A 24648-nucleotide genomic window follows, 5' to 3' on the forward strand; every position below is an offset into this window, starting at 1 on the left:
GATTAAGCGGCTTTTTCTGATGGAATATTCTGGATGAAATCGCACATGACACGTAAAGCCGTTTCTACATCCTCATCCTGCACAGCTTCGGCAGGGTTGTGGCTTATGCCTTTTTCACAGCGCATAAACAGCATGCATACAGGGGTAAGGGCAGCCATGATCATGGCATCATGCCCAGCCCCACTTACCAGCTTATAAGCCGGTTGCCCCGTGACGGCTTGAATGGATGCAGCCAGAACGTTGCTAAGTTGCGGGTTACACGGTGTGGCGGAAAGATCGTGCTGAAGTGCAAGTTCCATTTCCACGCCGCGTTTTTGGCTGATCTCGTGCAGGGCTTGGGTTATTGTTTCTGCTGCTTTGTTGCGCACATTTTCCGTGCCAGCACGCACATCAATACTAAACTCTACCCAGCCCGGCACGATATTGGGCGCACCGGGCTTTACGCTCATTTGCCCAACGGTTGCCACCAGATCATCCGGGCCTGACTGCGCAATTTTTTCTATGCAGGAAATGGCTTCTGCCGCGGCGGCCAGGGCATCCTGGCGCAAATGCATGGGCAATGTGCCCGCATGCCCGGCCATGCCTTTCATTGTCACCTTAAACCGATATTGCGCGGCAATGGATGTGACCAAGCCTACTGCATGATCCTTACTTTCCAGAACAGGGCCTTGCTCTATATGCGCTTCAAAATACGCCAGAACCTGAGAGGGCTTATAGCTGGCCTCCAGATAGTGTGCAGGGTCTAGCCCACTTTCTAGGAGTGCCTGCCGGATGCTAGTGCCTTGGGCATCCAGCACGTTTGGCAACGTATCCAAAGAACCAGCCACAGCGCGGGATGTCAGCATGGAAACTGGAAAGCGGGACCCTTCTTCATCCCCAAACCCAATTACCTCTATGGCAAAGGGAAAACGCTTTTGCTGTGCATGAAAGCTGGCAACAGCCTCTATGCCCAGAATAACGCCTAATGTGCCATCGTACCTGCCAGCATTTTTCACACTATCAAGATGAGAGCCAATGAGCAGGGCAGGGGCGTTGGGGGTAAGACCTTCATATCGGCCAATCAGATTACCTGCGGCGTCTATCCGGCAGTGCATGCCGGCTTCTTCCATCCATTCACGCACCTGCTTTACTGTCGCGGTATAGGCGGGGGAAAGATAGGAGCGGAACAGACCATCCGGTGTGTCTGAAAAAGGAGGGTACGCTAAAAAGTCACACCGTTGCACTGCCCTTTTCCCGGACGCATCAACAACACACAAAACATTGGGCTGGGTTTGCATACGGGCCTCTAGGGTTAGGAGGTCAATCAAAAACGCTACATCTCGCACCATATCAAGGGCGAAACAAACTATACGCAGGTTTTTTCCGTTCTCTCAAAAGCAAAAAAAGCAATGTTGCATTGCCAAATTCAGATCAGGCGGTGCTCTTAAAACGGCAACAAGAAAATGCCTTTTTTGTTTTTGTGCGTTCACTTATAAGCCTATATATATCGATATCGTATCGTTTTATCGCCCGCTGCCCGGAGCCTTAATCTCATGTCGGAAGCTTACTCAAAGATCTCTGCCGATTTCCAAATTACGGCTCTTACACAGGCCAATTTGAAGAAAAAGGCCTTCTGTTCCTGCATCGTTGTTAAGCTTCCCTGCTGAGGAATTTTCTCATGTCCTTTCGGATTATTGCGCCAGCCCGCCCGGTTCTGTCCCGACTGACATACCGGCAACACCTTGCAACGTTGTCCTGCCTTGTCAGTGCTGTTGGGTTTTGCGCCAGCCTTTCTACGGCGGAAGCGCAAACGGCCACGGCAGCCAAAAAATCATCCCAGCTCACTCGGGCATCTGCAACATCGCCCGCTGCACATGTGCGCCCGCGCTCCACAAAAGCGATTGAGGCACACGGGACAGAAGAAGTTTCGGTGGGCTCCACACGCCGCAAACGCAATGGCGGCGGCGGCATGATGCGGCTTGAAACAGCCCCCCATGCGGTGCAGACGGTCACCAAAGAATACATTGATATGCGCAGCCCCGTTTCCACATCTCTGGATCTGGTTAAAAACCTGCCGAGTGTGAACGTGACCACCCCGGATACATCGGGCATGCAGGGCGGGCAGGTGCAGACACGCGGCCTGACAGACCGTGACATGGCCATTATGGTGGATGGCATTTCTGCCGGGCAGGCAAAATATCTGGCTGAAATTATTGATTCAGAAAACGTGGATGAAGTCAGCATCACACCCGGCAGTGCGGCGCGTGATATGCCCGTTATGTCTGCTGCTGGCGGGGTGATGAACTCCAAAACCCATATCGCGTCCCACAAGTTTGGCGGTATGACAGATTTTTCCTACGGCACCAACAATCTCTCGCGCGAATTTATTCGCCTTGATTCTGGTGACATCGGCAATAGCGGTATCCGGGGCTACTTCTCCTTTTCAAACACGCATGCACGCAGCTGGATGGGGTCTGGCATTAACGAGCGTAAGCATATTGATTTTGGCGCACGCAAGGATTGGGAAAACGGGTCTAACGCCAACCTGTTTATCTCATGGAACTCTGCTGACTGGACAATTGATAACTACCCTACAGAAGACCAGTTCATGCTGTACAAGCACACGGAGCAAGGTTGGGATCGCTCATCCCATCCGGGTAACGCAAACTACTGGAAGAACAACGCTGACCACTGGAACCAGATCTTCCTGAGTGCGCCTATCCACACCGTTATTACAGACAAGCTGTCCTTCGATCTGCACCCATACCTCACCTATGGGCAGGGCTGGAGCGCCAAGCCTAATGGTGCGGAAGCCAACTCTGCGGGTGATATGCAGAACACAATCGGCTACTTTCAGGAACATGGTGACCGCGTAGTGGGTGCCACGGCATCACTCGGCTACGATATTGACAAACACAACCATCTGACCTTCGGTTACTGGTACAACAACAGCCAATCAGACCGCAGCTACCCCACCAGCTTTGCCATGCCCGCAGGCGGTGCACCCAGCCCGAACTGGTCTCAGTATCGCATTGATAAAGGTGATCGGCAGGTTGCGGGGTATGAAATCCACTCGCTGTTTATTCAGGACACAGCCAAGTATCTGCATGACAAACTGCTGATTAACGGTGGCTTTAAGTTTGTTATGTCCAACGCATGGAACAAGGATTACTACGGCAGGCAGGGGCGCAACAGCACGGCACCATTGCCGCAGCTTTCCATCAGCTACAACATCAATGATCAGAACCAGATCTATGTAAACGCGGAAGGGGATTACCGTCAGCCAACAGAAAACGATATGGGCTGGCTGTACACGGATGTGCCGATCCTGAAGAACCAGTATTCCATCAAGGAAGAACTGGGGTACCGTTACCACAACCGCTACATGATGATGGATCTGTCATTCTTCAACTACAACGTCACCAACCGTGTGGTTGACCAGTATTTGGGCATGAACAACTACCGTCCATTCTCCATCGGCAGCCAGACCATGCGCGGGCTGGACTTCATGATCGCCGGGCGTGAGATCCACGGTTTCAGCCCTTATGCTTCTGTGGAGTATCTGCACGCCACGCAGGACAGCAACGTGTTCGACCCGTACCAGAACATCATGCTGCATTCCAAGGGTACGCAGGCCATTATGGCACCACGGGTTATGGCCAACTTTGGTCTGACCTATAAGTATAAAGGCTTCTTTGCCAACGGCTCCGTGCATTACACCGGCCCGCAATCCGTCAGTGTGGCTGGGGATCAGAGAATACCGGGTTACGTGACCAACAGCCTGACGGTTGGGTATCACTTCAAGCCATTTGGCTTTGTAAAGTCCCCCACTTTCCGGTTGAACTTCACCAACCTTACGGGTTCCATTGTGCGCACGGGTGCCATGGGCGCTGTTTACAGCAAGCATGATGCCGGCACGGTTTATAGCGGTAGCTCCGCAGCTTACACAGGTTACGGCAATACCTTCATGGTGGAACCGCGCTTCTCCATGACAGGCACAATCTCTACCTCTTTCTAATACCGTCCTGAACCAACTTAACGCCCCTCTCTTTGATACAAAGGGAGGGGCTAGGTGTTTTTATGATGTCACGTAGATACTTGCTGAAAAATGCCCTGTGCCTCGTCACGATGGATGATGCCAGGCAAGAGCTGAAAAACGGGTGGATCGTGACAGAAGGGCGGCAGATTGTCGCCCTTGGTGGTATGGAGGACCCGCATCCTCCTGCGGATGAAGTGCTGGATATGTCCGGCCATGTGGTTATGCCCGGTATGGTGAATACTCACCACCACATGTACCAGTCCTTAACACGGGTTATTCCGCAGGCTCAGGACGCCTCCCTGTTTCAATGGCTGCAAACACTTTACCCCATTTGGGCACGCCTTACGCCAGAAATGATAAAGGCCTCCACGCACACGGCCATGGCGGAACTGCTGATGTCTGGTTGCACCACAACCAGTGATCATCTTTACCTTTTCCCCAACGGCTGCCGCCTTGATGATGAAATTGAGGCTGGGCTTGAAATGGGTATGCGCTTTCATGCCTGCCGCGGCAGCATGAGTGTTGGAGAAAGCGCAGGGGGGCTGCCGCCGGATAGTTTGGTAGAAAAAGAACCCGACATCCTACGTGATACGCTGCGCGTGATTGAAACGTATCATGACCCGGAACCTCTGGCGATGCTAACCGTAGGCGGCGCACCGTGTTCTCCTTTTTCTGTCAGCCCTGAGCTTATGCGTGATATGGCAGAGTTGGCGCGCAATACGGGCACCCGGCTGCATACACATCTGGCCGAAAACCAGCATGACGTGGCTTACAGCAAGGAACGCTTTGGCCAGACACCCGCAGAATATGCAGAAGATGTTGGCTGGGTTGGTGCCGATGTATGGCATGCCCATTGCGTTAAACTAGACACCGCAGGCATGGCCCGCTTTGGCCAAACGGGCACGGGAATAGCCCATTGCCCCTGTTCCAACATGCGCTTGGCCTCTGGCATTGCTCCTGTTGGGGCCATGCAGCAGCACGGTATTCCTGTTGGGCTAGGGGTTGATGGCTCTGCCTCTAATGATGGTGCAAGCATTCTGGCAGAAGCACGGCAAGCCATGCTGGTTTCCCGCCTGTTATCTGCGCAGGATGAACAAGCCATGATGCTCAAAGCGCGTGATGTATTGGCTTTAGCTACGCGCGGAGGAGCCAGAGTTCTGGGCCGCACAGATATTGGCCAGTTAACGGTAGGAAAAGCGGCCGATATTATTGCGTTTGATATGCGCAAGCTGGAATATACTGGCGCATTAAGTGATCCGGTAGCGGCCTTGGTGTTTTGTACCCCATCTTCCGTTGCCTTTAATATGGTGAACGGCAAGGTGCTGATATAGGACGGCCATTTTACAAAGCTGGATGTGGGTATGGTTATAGAACAGCATAACCGTCTGGCACAAAAACTGTATGAGGGAAGTTAACCTTCCCCCATACGCACCCATTACTTGTGCTTTTGCACAAAGTTGGCATGTAGGCGCTGGTAGATGTAGTCTTCCGCTGTAATTGGCGGGTATTTACCTTCTGGCCCTTCAATAACAGCCTCCCGGTTTGCCTGACAGAAAAAGGGAACAGACAAACGCGGGCCAAGATATTCGCCCGGTTGCGGCATACGCACACGGTGGAGGGTGGATTTTAGCTTATCATCGCTCCAACGCATCAGCATATCACCAATATTGCAGGTGACAGCACCGGCCACAGGGGTGACTTCTGTCCATGCATTGGATGAAATTTCGTTACCTGGGCAAAGCTGTAGGCCACCTTCACCTTCACGCAGATGCAGGAGTGTCAGACAATCAAAGTCTGAATGTGCACCAGCACGCCATTGCTTGAAATCTTCCGGTTTGGCGTTTTCCATGCTCATGTAATGGATAAGACGCAAGGTGCACTGATACCCCGGAGAAGATCTTTTACAGCACTCTGCAAAGAAATCTTTTTCAAACCCAAGTTTTTCTGCAAAACAGGAAAGTATTTTCATGGCAAGCTGCCAGTTATCTTCCTCAAATTGCAAAAGCTTTGCCTGAAAGCCGGGAAGAACCTGCTCATCCGGCCACAGATTATCCATTTCCGGCAAAGTAATCTGGTAAGATTCCTTGTTATCCGGCGTGCCGGTGGAAGGTCTTACTTGAGAGCAATATTCCCAGCCTGCATTCACGGTGGGCTTCTTTTTAAAAACTTCCTTTTCAGACATAGGAAGAGCAAAAAACCTTTTTGCTTCCGCAAAAGCGTTATCAATATCTTCTAACGAAATTCCGTGATTGATAACCTGAAAAAACCCATCCTGAGTTGCGGCATTCCACAGATCATCTGCAATCTGGGCACGCCTGTTCTCATAGTCTGAAAAATCAATAACAGGGATAGAACGGACAGAGGTTGTACCCATGCTGCCTATAGTGGCCTCACGCTTGAGCTCTTCCATAGGGTAATCTGGGGTGGTTTTGGTATTCAGGGTCATGGCGTTTCTCACACAAATTGCAAACTGGCCCATAGGGCGTAGCAGTTGGTGCAAACCAGCATGTGGGAAAGCATGTTTTTTAGCGGCCAAAGCTTCCCCCATGCTGAATCAGACCAACATGGTGGAGCAATGCCCAGAATATTTCTATTCCGACCGCTTCTACTCACTTGTTGTAGTATAGATCTTGATGTTTCGATAAGTCAACAAAATGATGTTGGCAAATACTCTATTTTTAGTGCTCAACACGGTTATGCAAAACAAGCTTTCTAATACTACTTGTGGCCATATAAAGGGCAAGGCCGGTAAGGGTGATCATGAACAGCGCAGCAAACATGCGTGGAATATCCATCTGGAATCCAGCCTGCAAAATCTCGTAGGCCAAACCGGCGCTATTGCCACCTGTGCCAGCCACAAACTCGGCCACCACAGCACCGACAAGAGCCAAACCGCTGGAAATTTGCAAGCCTGCCATAAACATGGGCAAAGCGCTGGGTATTTGCAGGCGCAAAAGCGTTTTGAGGCGCGAGGCTTTATGCATACGGAAAAACGCCTCCAGCCCCGGATCAACACTTTTAAGGCCTTGTAAAGTGTTGGAAATAATAGGAAAAATAGCAATCAGCGTGGCGCAGATAACAAGTGCCAGCAGCGTTGTTTTCACTAAAATGATAATCAATGGAGCAAGTGCCACCACAGGCGTGACCTGCATGAGCACCACATAGGGCATCAGGCTGCGTTCAATAAGCGGATGTTGCACCAGCACAAAAGCAACCAGAACACCCAGAACTACAGATACACATAACGCCGCTAATGTAACGGTAAGCGTACTGTACAACGCATGCCCCAGTGTATCGATATTGCTGAACAGAGAACGTGCAATATCAGAAGGGGCAGGCATAAGATAAGGCGGAATGTGCCAAAAATAACAAATACCCTGCCACAACAGCAAAAACAGAATGCCTACAGCAAGGGGGGCAAAAATGGATATCAGGCGGGCAGGCATAAGTTAGGCCACCTCTGCAAGAAGGGAAGACTGAGATGCCTGAATAAGCAGTTTGCTTAAATCCTGGCATATCGTGGCAAATGTATCGCTGAGGCGAAATTCCTCATTTCTGGGGATACTTGGGTCTATTTCATATTCGGCAAATATCCGGCCCGGATGCGCTGCCATAACCATCACACGGGTAGAAAGAAAAGCGGCCTCGTACAAAGAATGTGTTACAAACAACAGGGTAAGATCATCCTTGGCGCATAAGGTGGCTATATCTTCATCCAGCCGGTTGCGCGTTAATTCATCCAAAGCGCCAAAGGGTTCATCCATTAAAAGCAGGTTAGGGCGCGTGACCAATGCCCGCGCAATGGAAACACGCATCTTCATCCCGCCCGAAAGCTGGGCAGGAAAGCGATCTGCCGCATGGGCCAAGCTTACAATTTCCAGCGCCTGCTGCACGCGTGGCGCTGACACATCAGGAGAAATACCCTCCAGATCTAACGGCAAACGCACATTTTTGCGTACGGTGCTCCACGGCATAAGTGTGGGTTCCTGAAACACAAAGGACAGGCGACGATTTTCCTTGCCGACTTCTGCAAAACCTTTGTTCCACCAGGTCAAATACCCGGAGGAAGGTTGATGTAAGTTGGCAATCAGCTTCAGCAGCGTGCTTTTGCCGCACCCAGAAGGGCCAATCAGGCCAATACGTTCCTTGGGGTGAATATCCAAGGTAATAGGCGCCAGCCCCTGAACACCGTTTGGAAAGGTTTTTTCAGCAGACTGAATGCTGATAACGGTTTCTTGCATGATCCATCCAAACTTTGCAGAAGAAGAGGCAGGAGATTATTCGGGCTGCTGCACGTAAATGCACACAGCCAGCATGGTCAGAAAAAAGCGGAATGCAGGTTGCTGGCCGTTCCATGCCTGTGATTGCCACATTAGAAACCATTCGGCCCCCACCACAGAAAAACCAAAAAACCAGATCAGAAACCCCAAAGCCGTAGCTGCGGGCACAAACTTTTTTGCGGTTTTAAAGGCATCTTCCGGAGCCCAAAGGCGCGCACTCATCTGGTAAGCTGCAATGGCAAAAAGCAGACCGGTTAAGGCTTCCCCCAGAATAATCAGGCCGTAAAACAGGTGCCACAGAACAGGTTGGGGTATGGCCCGCCACATCAGGCTGTTGCCGCGGAATGTTGTATCCATGCTGAGAACATGGCGCACAAACTGAAAGTTTGAGTTGTAATCAGTTACGTTATTCAGCGCGACAATCAGGCCAAACGTACCCAATGCTCCCACCATGACGGTTTTAGCCAACCGAGAAATAGCAACTGGGGAAGAAAAAGCAGAGAGACGCGGCATATAACATTCCTGCATAGAAATGATTTATGCAGTTTAGGCCATTCAATCCTGCGAAGATCAAGGGGTAAATCGTTACAAAAAAAGCAATGAAGCGTGCTCTATTTTACAGCTTCCCAAATGCGCACGTTCTGTATGAACATACCGAATACGAAATAAACAGATCATGCCAGTGCAGGAATTCGGGATGTCTCTTACACGTCGAACATTGCTTTCAGCTGCTGCGGCATCGTCTGTTGCAGCATTTACGCCGTTTAAACGTGCACAGGCGGCAACACCGGTCAGGCTGTTGCTGTCATGGTTTGCGCAGGCAGAAGTAGGCGGGTTTTATCAGGCTCTGGCTAAAGGGTTTTATGCGCAGGAAGGGCTGGATGTACACATAGATATGGGCGGCCCGCAGGTAAACACCATGCAGATACTGGCGGCTAGCCGCGCAGATTTTGTAACAGGTTACGATTTTCAAACCCTGCGCGGCATACAGGGCGGCATGCCGCTGCTTACCGTCATGTCTTCTTTCCAGCATGATCTGCAAGGGTTGATGACGCACGATAACATTACAGATCTGACCCAGTTACGTAATCATCCCATTCTCATTTCCAGCCCGGCCCATGCGTCCTATTGGGGGTGGTTGTGCAAGAAGTTTGGTTACAGCCCAGCGCAAGCAAAACCCTATACCTTTAATCTGCAACCGTTTTTTCTGGACCCCGAAATGGCGGTACAGGCTTATGCATCCTCTGAACCCTACGAGGCCCAACAGCGCAATGTGCCTGTAAAGTTCTTTCCATTTGCAGATCTGGGCTACCCACCATACGGCACTCCAGTGCTGACCACGCATGAATTTGCAGACAAAAATGATGCCACCACGCAAGCCTTCGTGCGCGCTTCCCTATTAGGCTGGCAGGATTACATGCGTGATCCAGAACCCGGTAACGCCCTGATACGCAAAGCCAACCCACGCATGACAGAAGGGCAGATTATGTTTGGTCATAGTGCCATGGCCAAAGCCAACGTGGTGGAAGGCGGAGATACAAAAACACTAGGGTTAGGCTGTATGACAGAAGCCCGCTGGCAGGCAACCTATCAGTTCATGGTGGATAATGATCTGCTGGATAAAACCGTAAACTGGCAATCCGCCTTTACAACCAAATTTACAGACCGCGCCAAGGTGATGCCCGCATGAACGATCTGGTTATTCGCAATGCATCTGGCATTCTCACCGGTCTGAAAAGGCTGCAGGAACGGCGTACAGGAGATATCCGCATACGGGCAGGGCGTATTGTCAGCATTGGGCACATTCCCGAACAGGCGGGGGATACTGTGCTGGATGCAAAAGGCGGGGTGATTACACCGGGTTTGGTTTCTACCCATCACCATCTTTTTCAGAGCATGCTCAAGGGGATTCCATCAGCCATTAACGCGCCGCTTGAAAAATGGCTACGCCTGGTGCCCAATACATACTGGCGCTATCTGGATGAAGATACGCTGCAAACTGCCGCCCAGGTTGGCATGGTGGAGCTTTTGCTATCTGGCTGCACAACGGTGGTGGATCATCACTATCTGTTCGCCCGCAGCTATCAGTATGATCCTGCCGCTGTGCTGTTTGAAACCGCAGAAAAGCTGGGGATGCGGCTGGTGCTTGCCCGTGGCGGCACTACGCGAACCCGTAAGTTCGATACGGACGAAATTGTTCCAGCCCCTACAGAAACGCTGGATGAAATGCTCAAGCGTGTGAGCGATCTGGTCAGCCGCTATCATGATCCGGCACCAGACAGCAGCAGACGCATTGCCATAGCGCCCAACACCCCAACATGGGGCGTAACGCCGGATGAACTGCGCGCCCTTGCGGAAGGCGCACGTAGCATGGGCATTGGCCTGCACACACATCTTTCAGAAACAGAAAATTACGTCAAATACTGCAACGAAGTGTACGGCATGCGCCCAGTTCAGTTCGTGGGGGAGCATGGCTGGCTGGGGCCGGATGTCTGGTTTGCCCATTTGGTACACCTTGATGCCAGCGAAATAGCACTTCTGGCCCAAACCCAAACAGGCATGGCCCATTGCCCGCAAAGCAACGGGCGGCTGGGTTCTGGCATAGCGCCTGCACCGGCGTTGGAACAGGCTGGGGGGCGTGTTTCTCTGGCGGTAGATGGTGCGGCCTCAAACGAGGCTTGCGATATGGGCGCAGAAATGCACACCGCATGGCTGTTGCACCGCTTTGTGCATGGCGCAGATGCCGTACGTTGCGAGGATATTGTACGCTGGAGTTCGCACGAAGGAGCGCGCATTCTGGGGCTACCAGACATAGGATCCGTTGCAGAGGGCATGGTGGCAGATCTGGTTGTGCATGATATCAACCATCCGCGTCATGCCGGGTTGGCAGATCCGCTGATAGCCCCAGTCGCCTCTGGCGCTGCATGCGTTCGGCACGTGCTCAAAGCAGGTAAGCCTGTTGTGTATGATGGCGTGGTAAAAGGTATTGATGTGCCAGAACTCATGCAGCATTCGCGCCAAGTTGTAAAACGTCTGGCGCAAGCTGTATCTGCGTAAATAGAAAGGTGTTTTAAAAACTGCTGCTATTAGGTTTTTAAAACGCCACCCACTGCCGTTACACATTGGCCGCCAATGGTTATTTGCCCATCGCCTGCGTGAATATGCACCGCAATGCGGCCAGCCCGCCCAAGGCAATGCCCTTGTGTAGCCGTGTAATCACTGCGCCCTTTGGGAAGAAGGCCAAGTTTCTGGCGGAATACGGCCACACTGGCATTTCCGCTGCCACAAACAGGATCTTCCTGCACACCTTGAGAGCAAGCAAAAGAGCGCACTTCTATTTGCGCATCATCTGTTTCATGCGGCCCAAAAACTGTAATGCCGGTTGCACCAAGGCTGTGCTCAAATGCCGCAGAGCGCCCGAAATCCGGGCGCAGGGCCAGCACCTTGGGCGCGCTGGAAAGCTGCGCAACAATCCAGACAACCCCCATATCTACAATCATGGGGGTAATTTTACGCTCAACTGTTGCGCCCAGAATACCTTCCAGCCTTTCAATCTGGGCTGGGTTTAACGGGGTAAGCTTTGCTGGTGGCACGGCAAAAGAAAGCGTTCTGTTTGCGCCATCTCCCTCTACAGCCAGTTCTACAAGCCCAACGCCACATTCCTGCACCAGCACACCATTGCGAGGCACAGCGCGCCCGGCTTCCAGAGCGGCATGCGCGCTGCCAAGGGTAGGGTGCCCCGCAAACGGAAGCTCGTGCTTAGGGGTAAATATACGTAACCTGTAATCGGCCTGCGGGTTTGTGGGGGGCAGCAGAAATGTGGTTTCAGACAGATTTGTCCAGCTCGCAATGGCCTGCATGGTTTTGGTATCCAGCCCATCCGCATCCAGCACAACAGCTACCGGGTTACCCAGCAGAGGCGTTTTTGTAAAAACATCTACAACTTTGTACGCACGTTTCATGATGCTGTTATGCCTTTCCGAAATCTGCGGGGTGGATAGAAGATAACAGAGATAAAATCAGATAGTTCAGTGGAACATCAATCCCATGTTTTTCTGCCGCTTTTACAACGTAACCGGTTAAAGCTTCATATTCCAACTCTCGCCCGGCTTGGCGATCCTGCAACATGGATGTGGCACTCTCTGCCGGTATGGTTTGCAGCCATAAAAGAATATCCTCTACATGCTGCGCAGTCAGTTTTGCACCTTCGGCTTGCCCAACCTTTACGGCTTCGGCCATAATCTGCCGTGCGACGGCCTGAATGGTGCCATTCTGCATCACACCCGTACGACGGCCTGTAAGCGTGGTAATGGGGTTGGCCGTAATGTTTGCCAGCAATTTCAACCACAGCGCAGTGGTGATATCTGCTGTTGTCTGAACCCGCATATTTCCTTTTTGCAGAACATCCGCAAAATATTGAGCTGCCGCACCATCTGGCAGGCATAAATCCTGCGCGCCAATACGCTTTAACGTAACCTTGCCGGGGGCAACGCGTTGCGCGTTGAAGTAAACAATAGCTGGCAGAATATTGGCCTGTAGCGCGTAAGCTACCACACGCTCTTTTTGCCCAAGCCCGTTTTGCGCAATCAGAAGAGTGACGCTAGCCCGGTTAAACGCCCGCAACCAAACGGATACATCTTGGGTTTGATGAGATTTCACTGCCAGAATAGCGGCATCACAAGGGCCAATATCTGCCGGTGTGGCTGCATGCCGAATGGGGTATGTATTCGTATCTGTTCCTTCGGTTTCTTCAATTTGAGGAAACTGGGTCCGCGCTCCACACACCACAACCTGCCATCCGGCACCTGCAAAAGCTGCCCCCAGGCAAAGCCCAACGGAACCCGCCCCGATAAGAGCAATAGTTTTGGTATTTGAAAAAAGCTGTGTGCTCATTTTTATAAAAACTATGCTGCTTGGAGTGATGCCTAAAAATGCTCCATAACATACGTGGCGCTAAAATTAAGCGTATCTGCTGTAAGCAGATCGAACTTGGAAAAAATATATTAACTATTTTAATTCGTTAAATTATCGGATTACATAATTTTTGTTGTTTTATAGGTTCTCTCAATCTACTCGTTCTATAAATGAGATCACCTAGATGTACGGAAACAAATATTTATGCAGCCCCCAGATACGCGCACATTAAACGCCGGAACCGATACGCTTTCTCCCCAACAATGGAAAGAAGCCACCCGGTTTGATGGCACAGATATCGGCTGGATTGTCATGAGCATTGGCATGGCCATTGGTGCGGGCATTGTGTTTCTGCCCGTTCAGGTAGGGCTGATGGGCGTATGGGTTTTTCTGCTGTCCGCTGTTGTTGGCTACCCGGGTATGTATCTGTTTCAGCGGTTGTTTATCAACACATTGGCCTCTGCGCGCGTAAGCCAGACTTACCCGGATATGATCTCCAGCTATCTGGGCCGGGGCTGGGGCACTTTGCTGGGTGCGCTGTATTTTGTCATGCTGGTTATATGGATGTTTGTATATGCCACCGCCATTACGCGAGATAGCGCATCTTACCTGCACAGCTTTGGCATAACGCAACATCTGCTTTCCAATTATGCGTGGTATCCTCTTATTCTACTAACCGTTCTGGTAGCTTTGGCATCTCGCGGGGAAAAGCTGCTGTTCCGCATGTCTTCCTTCATGGTCATTACCAAGCTGCTGATTGTGGCGGCCATGGGTGTTTTCATGATCCCACGCTGGAACACCGCTAATCTTGGCGCATTACCGCCTGTTGGCACACTGATAACAAAAGCGGTTATCACGCTGCCTTTTACGCTTACGTCCATTTTGTTTATTCAAACCCTTAGCCCTATGGTCATTTCCTACCGGGCGCGGGAAAAATCCCCAGAAGTGGCGCGTTTCAAGGCCTTGCGCGCCATGAACATTGCTTTTGCAATTCTGTTTGTAACGGTCTTTTTCTACGCCATTTCCTTTACCCTGGCCATGAAGCCGAGTGACGCCATTGCCGCGTATCAGCAGAACATTTCTGCTTTGGCCATTATCGCGCAGGTGTTTCCGGCAAGTTCCATTAGCCTGATTGGCGTTATTCTGAACCTTTTTGCCGTTATGACAGCATTTTTTGGGGTGTACCTTGGCTTTAGAGAAGCCAGCGTAGGTATTTTCAGTTCCATGCTTGGGCATTGGGTTAAACCCGGACATTTGCACCGCAACTGGGTTCAATACGGCGTTATGGTGTTTGCCATTCTGCTTTCATGGGGCGCGGTGGTTGCCAACTTGCCGGTGTTGTCTTTTACAACATTCAGCAGCCCGATTTTTGGTATTATTGGCTGCCTGTTACCTGTTTGGTTGGTAATTAAAACGCCAGATCTGCGCAAATATCGCAAACCCAGCCTAATATTTATTACCCTGATAGGCATTCTGTTGTGCATCTCACCCTTTTTGGCGTGGATGTAAAAAACACAGCCTAACAAACCAGAGGGCGCATGTTTGAAAATACGCCCTCTGTGTAAGGGATCAGGATTTTTTCACAAATTCCGATTTCAGGTTCATCGCACCAAAACCAGCGATCTTACAGGCAATGTTGTGGCCATCGCCCGCATCCACCAGCCGAATGTTCTTGACCTTGGTGCCGCCTTTAACAGCCTGTGAAGAGCCTTTAATTTTCAGGTCTTTCAGCACCGTTACCGTATCACCATCAGCAAGCTGGTTTCCGTTGGCATCCCGCACAACAGATGAATCTTCCGCTCCGGCAGTATCCGCTTGGGTTTCTTCATTCCATTCATGGGCACATTCCGGGCAAACCCATAAATTTCCATCATGATAGGGATACTCGGAACCACAAGAAGGGCACTTCATTTTCTCATCCTTTAATTTCTCCGTCTGAAATCCTGAACCTGAAGGGCAGGGCAGAAGGCGTTTTTGATAAATACCATTTATGATGGAGAACGCGAAATACCATGATGTTTATGTTTGAGGGAAATTGTGATGCCTTAACCCCGAACTCTCAATATCAACCGGCAAGCGGATATGGCAGATTATTGCCAGCCTTGAGGAACAGGAGAAGGTTTTCATGAAATCACGCGCCGCAGTTGCATTCAAACCGGGCCAGCCTCTGGAAATTGTTGAAATTGATGTAGCCCCCCCACAGGCCGGGGAAGTTCTAGTTAAAATTCTGAACACTGGCGTTTGCCATACAGATGCCTTCACTCTTTCTGGCCAAGACCCGGAAGGGCTTTTTCCCGTTGTGCTGGGGCATGAAGGCGCGGGCATTGTGATGGAAGTGGGCGAAGGCGTTACCAGCGTTAAGCCGGGAGACCACGTTATTCCGCTATACACGGCAGAATGCGGTAAGTGCGAATTCTGCACCTCTGGCAAAACCAACCTGTGCATTGCCGTACGTGCCACACAGGGCAAAGGCGTGATGCCCGATGGCACCAGCCGCTTTTCCTACAAAAGCCAGCCGCTTTACCACTACATGGGGTGCTCCACCTTTAGTGAATACACTGTGGTTGCCGAGGTTTCTCTGGCCAAAATCAACCCCCAATCCAACCCAGAGCATGTTTGCCTGCTGGGCTGTGGGGTTACCACTGGTATTGGGGCCGTACACAACACGGCCAAAGTGCAGGAAGGAGATTCCGTAGCTGTTTTTGGCTTGGGCGGTATCGGGCTGGCCGTTATTCAAGGAGCCCGACAAGCCAAGGCCGGGCGTATTTTTGCCATTGATACCAACCCGGACAAGTTTGAACTGGCCAAGGCTTTTGGAGCCACAGATTTTATCAACCCCAAGGATTACGAGGCCCCAATTCAGCAGGTCATTATTGAAATGACAGGCTGGGGTGTGGACCACAGCTTTGAATGTATCGGCAACGTAGAAGTTATGCGCGCAGCCTTGGAGTGTGCACACCGTGGCTGGGGGCAGTCCGTTATTATTGGCGTGGCTGGCGCAGGAAAGGAAATTTCCACCCGTCCGTTCCAATTGGTAACGGGGCGTACATGGAAAGGCACGGCGTTTGGCGGCGTTAAGGGCCGTACTCAGCTGCCCGGCATGGTGGAAGATGCCATGGCAGGCAAAATTGAGCTGGCCCCGTTTGTAACGCACACCATGCCGCTAGAAGATATCAACACAGCGTTTGATCTGATGCACGAAGGCAAATCTATCCGGAGCGTTATTCACTACACTCCGTAATGTGTCGGCCTGCGCTTACTGATTGTCTGGTTTTTCTGGCTGATCAGTATGTTGAGCCGGCTTTTCTGATGATGGCGCGCTGTGCGGGGCATCCTGCGCAGGCGCATCGTCATCATCGCCATCATCATCCTTGTTGAATTGCTCCATATTGAGGGAGGACAGCGGCACACCCCGCAAAGGAGAACGCTCTTCCACCGGAATTTCCGGGCCTTTGGCATCCCACGCATCAATCGGTGGCAAGGGCTGCTGAGAAGGCTGATCCGCCAGCGGGTTGTTATCCAGGACCTGCCGCGTATTTTGCGGGTAGCGGTTCATAAAGCCCACCAAGGTGCCATTCGTCCAACCAAAGCCAATCTGCATGGGGTATTCCCCACCACCTTTACCACCTGTAGGGCTGATCTCGGTGGCGGAAACATCGTATTTTTCCAGCAACACACCGCTGCGTTCAAAGGTGCCAATCACACGGGCCATCCATCGGCGTGCAATATCGGCCGCAAATTCATGATGCCCGTATTGTTCCAGCCCTTTAACGGCCATCCATTCCAACGGCGCCCAGCCATTTGGGGCATCCCACTGCTGGCCTGTTGGGTGCTCGGTTGCCGTTAGGCCACCTATATGCAGCAAGCGTGTTTTAAGCGTTTCGGCCACTGCATCAGCCTGATTAACACTGGCCTGATGCAGAAACAGCGGCATGGACGTAGCAATGGAAAGAATGTCCGTCTGCCGCCCGGTGCGCCAGTTGTAATCAAAATAGGCGCCCTGTTTTTCGTTCCACAAAAACCGGTTGATGCCAGAACGCAAAATTTCTGCCTGCTGCGCGTAGTAGGCCGCCTTATCTTCCTGACCATTTAGCGCGTAAGCATGAGAGAGTGTCTGATCCAAGTGTACCATCAGACAGTTCAGCTCAATGGTCAGCAGCGAGGTGGTCTGGATTGTTGTCAGCGTTTTGCCATCAGCCAGCCAGCGGGATGAAAAATCCCACCCGCTTTCTGCTGCGGCGCGCAAGTCACGCCAGACTTCACCAGAGGGGCGGCTTGTTTCCTGCGCTGTGGCCATATCCTGCGGCCAGCTTTCATCACGCGGGGCGCTGCGTGTATCCCAATGGCGGAACATCAGGGTGCCATCTTGTAGGCGCACCACATGGTGCCGTGCCATACCCGGCGGCAGATTGGCTGCACCTAATGTCCAGTAATCATATTCCTTCTGCAGTTCAGGCAGGAAGGAGGTATAGGCAATCTGCCCATCGTGGCTGGCGAGCAAATCCAGCATAAGGGAAAAGAACGGCAGCCCAGAACGGCTGAGGTAATAGGTGCGGTTGCCGTTGGGCATATGCCCGTACGTGTTGATAAGCGATGCAATATCGCGCACCATATCACGCATGAGGTCCACATGATCATCCTCATACAGGCCGATCATGGTGAAGTAGCTGTCCCAGTAATATATCTCTGCAAACCGCCCACCGGGAACAATATATTTATAGGGCAGGGGCAGCAGGGTAGACCATGACATAGCCACGTCCGGGTCTCGCGTAAGCACATCCCACATGCCGGAAATATAATCCCGCACGCTTTCATCGGGCTTGCGCGTATAGGCGGCAGACCGCAGGGCCGGGATGGTAAAATGGTCTGTTACAAAGTCTTTGAGGTTAAAGCCCGGCTTGTCTTTTTCCTGCTTCCAGAGCGCCACCAGATCTGTAGGAGAGCGATCGGGCACAATGTCTGAAACCACTTTGGGGTCTGTAAACATGCGTGTTTGATGGATGGCCGCAAAAAGCCCATCAAACGCAATGGAAGGGGGACGGATATCCTGTTCCACCACTGCTGGCGTGTCACTCTTGCTTTTGGCCATAACTTCTGGCGCTTTCGGCCCCTCCGGCTTTGGGGCTTCTGGCTGCACGCTCCCCGGCGGTAAAGGCACCAGACTGAGCAATGGTTGCGCGCCTTCGGCATCCGCAGCGGCAGGTGTATCCTGCGCATACGCCACTGGCGCTGCGGTGAGGAGGGCAAGAAGCGCCACACTACATACAGGAAGAGTGCGCTTATAAAGAGAACCAGTAAAACAGGGCATACCAAAACATAGGCACTGCCACTGCCTGCCTGCAAGTCGAAGATGGTTGAAAAATACGCCAGCCCTTAGTCTGCCTGCAGGGCCTCGCGCTTCATTTCCAGTTCCAACCAGCGTTCTTCAGATTCAGCCAGCTTGGTTTCCACCTTTTGCAAATCGGCCGAAATTTTTTCAAACTGCGCCGGATTTTTTCCGTACAGATCTGGGTCTGCCAGTTTTTCACGCAGGGTTGTGGCCTGCGCTTCCAGCTTTTCCATTTCCTTGGGCAGATTATCCAGCGCGAACTGGTCCTTATAACTCAGCTTTTTGGATGGACCGCGTGCTGGAGCTGCATCCTTGGGTTTGGCAGGTTCATTTTCCACCACGGCAGCAGTTGTAAGGGGTTTCTGGTTCCGTTGGGCCAGCATATCACTGTAGCCACCGGCATATTCTATCCAGTTGCCATCTCCCTCCGTTGCCAGAACAGATGTGGCCACCCGATCCAGAAAATCACGATCATGGCTTACAAGCAGCACTGTGCCTTCATAACTGGCCAGCATATCCTGCAAGATATCCAGTGTTTCCAAGTCCAGATCGTTCGTCGGTTCGTCCAGCACCAGCAGGTTGGAGGGTTTGGCCAAAGCGCAGGCCAACATCAAACGCCCGCGTTCCCCGCCAGAAAGGGCACTTACCGGGGTGCGCGCCTGTTCGGGCCGAAAGAGAAAGTCTTTCATATACCCAATAACGTGGCGCTTTTCCGTGCCAACCTGCACCATGTCGCCGCCGCCTTCGGTCAGGGTATCAGCCAAGGTACGTTCCGGGTTCAGGCTCCGGCGCTGCTGGTCCAGCGTAACCATGTTGAGGGAAGGGCCGAGTGAGATTGTGCCACTATCGGGTTGATCCAGCCCTGTAAGCATACGCAGCAATGTGGTTTTGCCTGCACCGTTGGCACCCACAATACCCAGCCGGTCTCCACGCAGGATACGCAGGTCCAGATGGCGGACCACCTGTTTTTCACCCCAAGCCTTGCTGATATCTTCGGCCACAGCCACCAGCTTGCTGGATGTTGCGGCAGCCTGCGTGTTTAGGGTGAGGGTGCCGGGGGCGCGAATGGCCTCCTTACGGGCTGTGCGCAAATCTGCCAGTTCTCGCACACGGCGCACGTTACGTTTACGGCGTGCCGTAACACCATAACGCATCCAGTCTTCTTCCCGCGCAATCTGCCGGTCCAGCTTGTGCGCATCGCGCTCTTCCTGTTCCAGAACCTCTTCACGCCAGACTTCAAACCGTCCAAAGCCTTCATCAAGCCTGCGGGTTACGCCCCGATCCAGCCACACGACAGACCGTGAAAGAGTGGAAAGCAGCCGTCTATCATGGCTGATAATCACCATGGCACAGCCAAGGCTCAGCAGTTCGCGCTCCAGCCATTCAATGGTGGGCATGTCCAGATGGTTTGTAGGTTCATCCAGCAGCAGCACATCTGGGGCAGCCGCCAACACCCCGGCAATGGCGCAGCGCCGGCCTTCACCACCGGATAGGTTTTGCGTGTTTTCCTTGCCTGTCAGCCCCAGCGCATCCAGCAATGGCGCAGCACGCCATGCCATATCCGGGTCTCCAATCTGGTCCACCACGTAATCTGCCGTTGTGGCATAGGCCGTTAAATCCGGCTCCTGCGGCAGATAGCGCAGGGAGGCACCGGGCTGCACAAAAACAGAACCTGAATCCGGCTGAATAACGCCAGCCGCAATTTTAAGGAGAGTGGACTTACCCGATCCGTTTCTGCCCACAAGGCACAGGCGTTCACCCCGCCCAACGGCAAAGCCCGCGCCATCCAGAAGTGGGTTCCCCCCCAGTGTAAGAGTGATGTCCTGAAGGTGGAGTAAAGGAGGATGCGCCATGCTTAGAAAAGATAATCCGAGTTATGAAAGAGCAATGAAGGCCCGTTAGTTACACAGCCTGTGTACGTGCGCTACTAACGGCCTGATACGTGGCTACGGCAAGCGTGAGGGGGTCAAACGGCTTGGTAATTACAAAACTGGGTTCCATGGTTTCCCCAGTCAGCAACCGTTCGGGGTACGCTGTTACGTAAATAACCGGCACATTGAAGGAGGAGGTAATTTCTGCCACCGCCTGTATGCCATCTCCGCCCGGCCCAAGGTTAATATCTGCCAGAATAAGCCCCGGCTTGGTTTCTCTGGCCAATTTTACTGCATCGGCCTGTGTATGGGCTATGCCTGCAACCTGATGCCCGCATTGCAGCACAAGCTGTTCGATATCCATGGCAATAATGGGTTCATCTTCAATAATCAGCACGGATGTCTGCACATTCTTGTGCAGGCGGCCCTGTGCGTCTTCCAGTTCCTGCTCTGCCTGTTTGGTGGATACGCCTGTAATGCGTGCGGCCATTTCAACCGGCACTTCCTCCAGCGTGATCAGCAGCAAAAGCTGGCGCTGTGTTACAGAAAGCCCTGCAACATCATATTCCGCAGCAAACCCTGCAACATCATATTCCGCAGCAAACCCTTTACGAGAAAATAGCCCTGAAATTGCCTCATAGAGCTGATAAAGGGGTGTAAAGCCTTCCTTCAGCCGTTGCGCAGAAAGGCCGCGCAGGCTTTCGGCCACCAGCAGATCACCTTCTGGTTGGCTGCCTGTCAGCGCCCGCGCGTAACGTCTGCCATAAGGGAGGGCCCGGATCAGGCCGTCACGCAGCGACTCTGACATGGCAAGTCTCCTTCATAATGGGTCATGACAAAAACATGCGAGAACGCGATGATGCACGCGCACCGGCTTTCCGGAAAGGGGATTTATCCTGACTCGCACTCCACATTCCACCCATGTTGCCACGCGGCGCACGTTTCGCACAGAACTTCTTGCAATTATCCCTGCATTACGTGGGTTTGCACGCTTTCTGGCGCGTGATTCCGCCATTGCCGATGATCTGGTGCAGGATACAATTGTGCGTGCTCTGGACAAGGCAGATGACTTTACACCCGGCACAAACCTACGGGCGTGGTGCTTTGCCATTTTGCGCAATCTTTTTTTGGAGCAGCACCGCCGCGGGCGCAGAGAGCGCATTGCGCTGGAAGATTACGGCCACCAGCCTGCCTCCACAGCCGAATCGTCTCCGCACACGCAAACCGAAATGCAGGAGCTTGAAAGCCTGTTGTGGCAGATATCTCCACTTCTGCGGGAGGCTCTGGTGCTTGTTGGCGCGCAGGAGCTGACATACGCAGAAGCCGCGGAAATATGTGAGGTGGAAGTGGGCACCATGAAGGCCCGTGTTTCGCGCGCACGGGCCGCGCTCAAGAAAGTCATGGCCACGCAGGATAAACAAAACGGCCCGGAAGGCTCGTAAATCTGGCGCTCTCGTTTTCGTGAACACTCGCTTGTTTTTGAATGTAACCTTTCCACTCCGCCGAACATTGAAGGGGTAAGAGATCCACAAGGCGGAGAACACAAAAATGACAGCCTCTTTCCATGATCAGGTTATCGCTATCCTCCCCAAACTGCGCGTGCAGGCATTAGCGCTCACCCGCAATCGTTCTGTGGCCGAAGATCTTGTGCAGGATACTGTGTGCAATGCTCTGGCGGCGCAGGACAGTTTTGTCATGGGCACCAATTTTGCCGCATGGATGCACCGTATTCTGCGTAACCGTTTTATCTCTGACCTCCGCAAAAAGCGCGAAGTCGGGAACATTGATGATACGCCTCAATCCCTGTTGTCAGTGAGTGGACGACATGAGGACAGGCTGGCCCTGAAAGAACTGGATGCAGCGCTTGCACGGCTGCCAGACGACCAGCGGGAAGCTCTGGTGTTGGGGGTTCTGGAGGGGATGAGCTATCAAGAGTTAGCAGACGTTGCCGGATGCGCTGTGGGTACAGCAAAAAGCCGGGTCTTTCGGGCACGCCGACAGCTGGAAGTCTGGCTGATGGGGGAAGAAGAAGGCGGTGTTTCTGGCAAAGCAGGCGCAGAAACCACCACCAGAGCTTCTTCCACTCGACGGAAAACCCGCACGGCCCGTAACACAACGCGTAACGCACAGCAGACGGCATAAACGCAATGGCGTACGATACTGATGTTAGGGACCCAAAGCCCGCAGAGTCGTGCAAACACAGCACTCAACAGGCCATGCCCGGATGGATGGCATGGCAGAAACCGGAGTTCAGGATGGGAAAAAGGAGAGACGACGCCCACTCCCGAAAGCCGAAAAAAAAGCGGGATAAAGCTTTTGACCTATGGCTGAAGCGTGGCCTGCACCAGATGTTCGATAACGTTGTGAATGAACCCGTGCCTGAAGAACTGCTTAAGCTTATTCAGGAAGATCGAGAAAAACAGGATTAAGCACTTTGCATATTAGTGGGCGAGGGGAAGGCCCTGCAAACCGGGTAGCGGCCTCCCTTCTGTCTGGTTTGGGGCGCATTTTCAGCACGACAAGCGCACGCATGCGGCTGCTGATCTGCCTTTCGGCTGTTCCTGTTATTGCTATTGGTGCCGTACTGGCTCTGCACAATTACCGCGAGGTTACCCTTGGCAGCGCACAGCGTGCTGGCAACGCCATTATGCGGCTGGACCTGCAATTCCGCCACGATACAGACAGATTACGGAGCGCCCTAGAAACCATAGGCCATATGGATCTGACGCCCGATCAGATCGTGCACGCCCTCCGGCTTATGGAAACCATTAGTGGGCAGCGCTACTGCTTTCTTTCTGTGCTGGATGATGAAGGCAAACCCATACAATCCGTTTCCCCCCAAGGGCGGGGATGTGCGGAGGTAGGGGCGCTTTCTACACCAACGGATGTGCATTCCACATTACTCGAAGCTGTGCAGACCAGCGGCGGACCGGGGGAAGGTGGTGCTTTTTTGCGCATTACCGTGCCCGCAGGTTTTTTGGCTCTTCCTGAAGCACATGGCTATCTGATGGGTATTCTCCAGATATCCCGGCAAAGGGCGTACTTGGTAGCGCCTCCGGCTGGCAGGTTTTTGCAGAAGATGACAACCCCATACAGGCATGGCTGCTCATGCATAATGGACAGTTGTTGCCTGTATGTTCAGATTGCGGGTGGCAATCTCCACCACCTTCCATCGTGCATGAACTCAAGAACGCGCTGGAAAACAGCGAGCGCAGCATTATCACACTCCCCACCGGGCTGGGGGGCTATGCTTTGGGCGCCATTGCGGGGGGAGCAGATATTCTGGTGTCCACCCAGCGCACATCCATGGAATCTGACGCCCTGCATACCATGATCCTGCAAATTGTAGGGCTGGTGTTGCTGCTGGTTATCGGGCTGGTTGCCGTTACCTTGGCGGCCAATATTGTGTTGATAGGCCCATTACGCCGCCTCACATACTCTGTACAGAAATGGCAAATGGAAGGGATTTTTGATGCACGCATCACCCGTTCCATGCCGCTTGAACTCCAGCGCCTTGGGCAGGCTTTTACGCGTGCAACACGCCGCCTTTCCCGCCATGAAGCGCGGCTTAAAAAAGCAATGGCACATCAGCAACTGTTGATGAAGGAAGTGCACCACCGCGTTAAGAACAATCTCCAGATTGTAGCCTCCTTGCTCAACTTGCAGGCTAACCAGATTGAACACCCGGAGGTGCGGGCAGAATTTGCCCTCGCGCGTGATAGAATTCGCGCACTAGCAACACTGCATCGGACACTTTACGCAGAAGATGCCCTGAACAGCCTGAACATGGCTGTCTTTCTGCAAGAGCTTTGTGAGCAAACGCTTCACATCGCCGGAGAATCTGAATTCGGGCGTATGACGTTGGATGTGGTTTCAGACAGTTTTTGGATGGACCCCGATCAGGCTGTGCCTCTCGCCCTTATTGTTACAGAAATTATCACCAACTCCATTAAATATGCTTTCCCTGATGGGCAGAAAGGCACCATTTTTGTGCGCCTGCATCGTAGCCACGGGCAGCTTACCCTTCAGGTTGGAGATAACGGGGTGGGGTGTGCGTGGGAAGATCCGCCTGTACATCAAGGCATTGGCCTTAAACTCATTCACGCATTTGCGCGCCAGCTTAAAGCAACGCTTACGTATAAAGGGGAAGGCGGCGTGCAATATACGTTGGTAATGCGCCTGCCAGAAACCCCGCCAGAACCCAGAAAATAAGGCAAAAAATGTACGCTATGCCCA

Annotated in this window: 19 protein-coding genes and 2 pseudogenes; 10 read left to right on the plus strand and 11 right to left on the minus strand. The window is 52.5% G+C overall.

Annotated features, from left to right (window positions below):
- Positions 1 to 2: 2 nt before the first annotated feature.
- The gene (locus APA10_RS01220; protein ID WP_004449887.1) at positions 3 to 1328 is read right to left on the minus strand and encodes an allantoate amidohydrolase; all 1326 of its coding nucleotides are present in this window, start codon (positions 1326 to 1328) and stop codon (positions 3 to 5) included.
- 329 nt (positions 1329 to 1657) lie between these two features.
- Between APA10_RS01220 and APA10_RS01225 the strand changes: the two genes are divergently transcribed.
- Entirely contained in the window at positions 1658 to 3997 is a 2340-nt protein-coding gene (locus APA10_RS01225) for a TonB-dependent receptor (RefSeq protein ID WP_004449889.1), read from the plus strand.
- A 62-nt stretch (positions 3998 to 4059) separates the two neighbouring features.
- Positions 4060 to 5433: pseudogene (locus APA10_RS01230) on the plus strand (8-oxoguanine deaminase).
- 20 nt (positions 5434 to 5453) lie between these two features.
- On the opposite strand, the gene APA10_RS01235 reads toward APA10_RS01230, so the two are convergent.
- The 4 genes from APA10_RS01235 to APA10_RS01250 form a co-directional block, all read right to left on the minus strand.
- The gene (locus APA10_RS01235) at positions 5454 to 6566 is read right to left on the minus strand and encodes an isopenicillin N synthase family dioxygenase (RefSeq protein WP_003624331.1); all 1113 of its coding nucleotides are present in this window, start codon (positions 6564 to 6566) and stop codon (positions 5454 to 5456) included.
- Between the two features lie 130 nt (positions 6567 to 6696).
- Positions 6697 to 7464, minus strand: a complete 768-nt coding sequence (locus APA10_RS01240; RefSeq protein WP_003630920.1) for an ABC transporter permease — start codon at positions 7462 to 7464, stop codon at positions 6697 to 6699.
- A gap of 3 nt (positions 7465 to 7467) precedes the next feature.
- The gene (locus APA10_RS01245) at positions 7468 to 8259 is read right to left on the minus strand and encodes an ABC transporter ATP-binding protein (protein ID WP_003630919.1); all 792 of its coding nucleotides are present in this window, start codon (positions 8257 to 8259) and stop codon (positions 7468 to 7470) included.
- A gap of 36 nt (positions 8260 to 8295) precedes the next feature.
- Positions 8296 to 8826 (minus strand): DUF2165 family protein, encoded by a 531-nt coding sequence (locus APA10_RS01250; RefSeq protein WP_003624328.1) that lies wholly within the window; start codon positions 8824 to 8826, stop codon positions 8296 to 8298.
- A gap of 148 nt (positions 8827 to 8974) precedes the next feature.
- Here APA10_RS01250 and APA10_RS01255 point away from each other — a divergent pair, with 148 nt between their 5' ends.
- Entirely contained in the window at positions 8975 to 9988 is a 1014-nt protein-coding gene (locus APA10_RS01255) for an ABC transporter substrate-binding protein (RefSeq protein WP_003630918.1), read from the plus strand.
- Positions 9985 to 11355 (plus strand): amidohydrolase family protein, encoded by a 1371-nt coding sequence (locus APA10_RS01260; protein ID WP_003630916.1) that lies wholly within the window; start codon positions 9985 to 9987, stop codon positions 11353 to 11355. Before APA10_RS01255 ends, APA10_RS01260 begins: the two co-directional genes overlap by 4 nt.
- Before the next feature lie 29 nt (positions 11356 to 11384).
- On the opposite strand, the gene APA10_RS01265 is transcribed toward APA10_RS01260, so the two are convergent.
- The gene (locus APA10_RS01265) at positions 11385 to 12260 is read right to left on the minus strand and encodes a PhzF family phenazine biosynthesis protein (RefSeq protein WP_003630915.1); all 876 of its coding nucleotides are present in this window, start codon (positions 12258 to 12260) and stop codon (positions 11385 to 11387) included.
- A 7-nt stretch (positions 12261 to 12267) separates the two neighbouring features.
- On the minus strand, positions 12268 to 13191 hold the full coding sequence (locus APA10_RS01270) for a ketopantoate reductase family protein (RefSeq protein WP_003630913.1): 924 nt from the start codon (positions 13189 to 13191) through the stop codon (positions 12268 to 12270).
- A 225-nt stretch (positions 13192 to 13416) separates the two neighbouring features.
- On the opposite strand from APA10_RS01270, the gene APA10_RS01275 reads away from it, so the two are divergent.
- The gene (locus APA10_RS01275) at positions 13417 to 14721 is read left to right on the plus strand and encodes an aromatic amino acid transport family protein (protein ID WP_035367294.1); all 1305 of its coding nucleotides are present in this window, start codon (positions 13417 to 13419) and stop codon (positions 14719 to 14721) included.
- A gap of 60 nt (positions 14722 to 14781) precedes the next feature.
- Here APA10_RS01275 and APA10_RS01280 read toward each other — a convergent pair whose 3' ends face one another.
- Positions 14782 to 15123, minus strand: coding sequence for a zinc ribbon domain-containing protein YjdM (locus APA10_RS01280; RefSeq protein WP_012812923.1), 342 nt, complete (start codon positions 15121 to 15123; stop codon positions 14782 to 14784).
- A 214-nt stretch (positions 15124 to 15337) separates the two neighbouring features.
- On the opposite strand from APA10_RS01280, the gene APA10_RS01285 reads away from it, so the two are divergent.
- A complete protein-coding gene (locus tag APA10_RS01285; protein WP_035367295.1) occupies positions 15338 to 16453 on the plus strand; it encodes an S-(hydroxymethyl)glutathione dehydrogenase/class III alcohol dehydrogenase in 1116 nt (371 codons plus the stop codon).
- A 15-nt stretch (positions 16454 to 16468) separates the two neighbouring features.
- On the opposite strand, the gene treF is transcribed toward APA10_RS01285, so the two are convergent.
- From treF to APA10_RS01300, 3 genes are all read right to left on the minus strand, one after another.
- Complete coding sequence (gene treF / locus APA10_RS01290) at positions 16469 to 18520, minus strand: alpha,alpha-trehalase TreF (protein ID WP_035365882.1); 2052 nt, start codon at positions 18518 to 18520, stop codon at positions 16469 to 16471.
- A gap of 65 nt (positions 18521 to 18585) precedes the next feature.
- Positions 18586 to 20394 carry an ABC-F family ATP-binding cassette domain-containing protein gene (locus APA10_RS01295; protein ID WP_003629922.1) on the minus strand — a complete coding sequence of 603 codons (1809 nt, stop codon included), beginning with the start codon at positions 20392 to 20394 and terminating at the stop codon, positions 18586 to 18588.
- A 49-nt stretch (positions 20395 to 20443) separates the two neighbouring features.
- A complete protein-coding gene (locus APA10_RS01300) occupies positions 20444 to 21220 on the minus strand; it encodes a response regulator (protein WP_035367296.1) in 777 nt (258 codons plus the stop codon).
- A gap of 187 nt (positions 21221 to 21407) precedes the next feature.
- Here APA10_RS01300 and APA10_RS01305 point away from each other — a divergent pair, with 187 nt between their 5' ends.
- The 4 genes and pseudogenes from APA10_RS01305 (at position 21408) to APA10_RS15530 (ending at position 24624) form a co-directional block, all read left to right on the plus strand.
- Complete coding sequence (locus tag APA10_RS01305) at positions 21408 to 21854, plus strand: sigma-70 family RNA polymerase sigma factor (protein ID WP_231111143.1); 447 nt, start codon at positions 21408 to 21410, stop codon at positions 21852 to 21854.
- 106 nt (positions 21855 to 21960) lie between these two features.
- Positions 21961 to 22554 carry a sigma-70 family RNA polymerase sigma factor gene (locus APA10_RS01310; protein WP_035367297.1) on the plus strand — a complete coding sequence of 198 codons (594 nt, stop codon included), beginning with the start codon at positions 21961 to 21963 and terminating at the stop codon, positions 22552 to 22554.
- 74 nt (positions 22555 to 22628) lie between these two features.
- Positions 22629 to 22841, plus strand: coding sequence for a NepR family anti-sigma factor (locus APA10_RS15295; RefSeq protein ID WP_003624310.1), 213 nt, complete (start codon positions 22629 to 22631; stop codon positions 22839 to 22841).
- A 101-nt stretch (positions 22842 to 22942) separates the two neighbouring features.
- Positions 22943 to 24624 (plus strand): annotated as a pseudogene (locus APA10_RS15530) (sensor histidine kinase).
- Positions 24625 to 24648 lie beyond the last annotated feature (24 nt).

This window comes from Acetobacter pasteurianus subsp. pasteurianus LMG 1262 = NBRC 106471, assembly GCF_000285275.1.
Classification (GTDB): Bacteria; Pseudomonadota; Alphaproteobacteria; order Acetobacterales; family Acetobacteraceae; genus Acetobacter; species Acetobacter pasteurianus.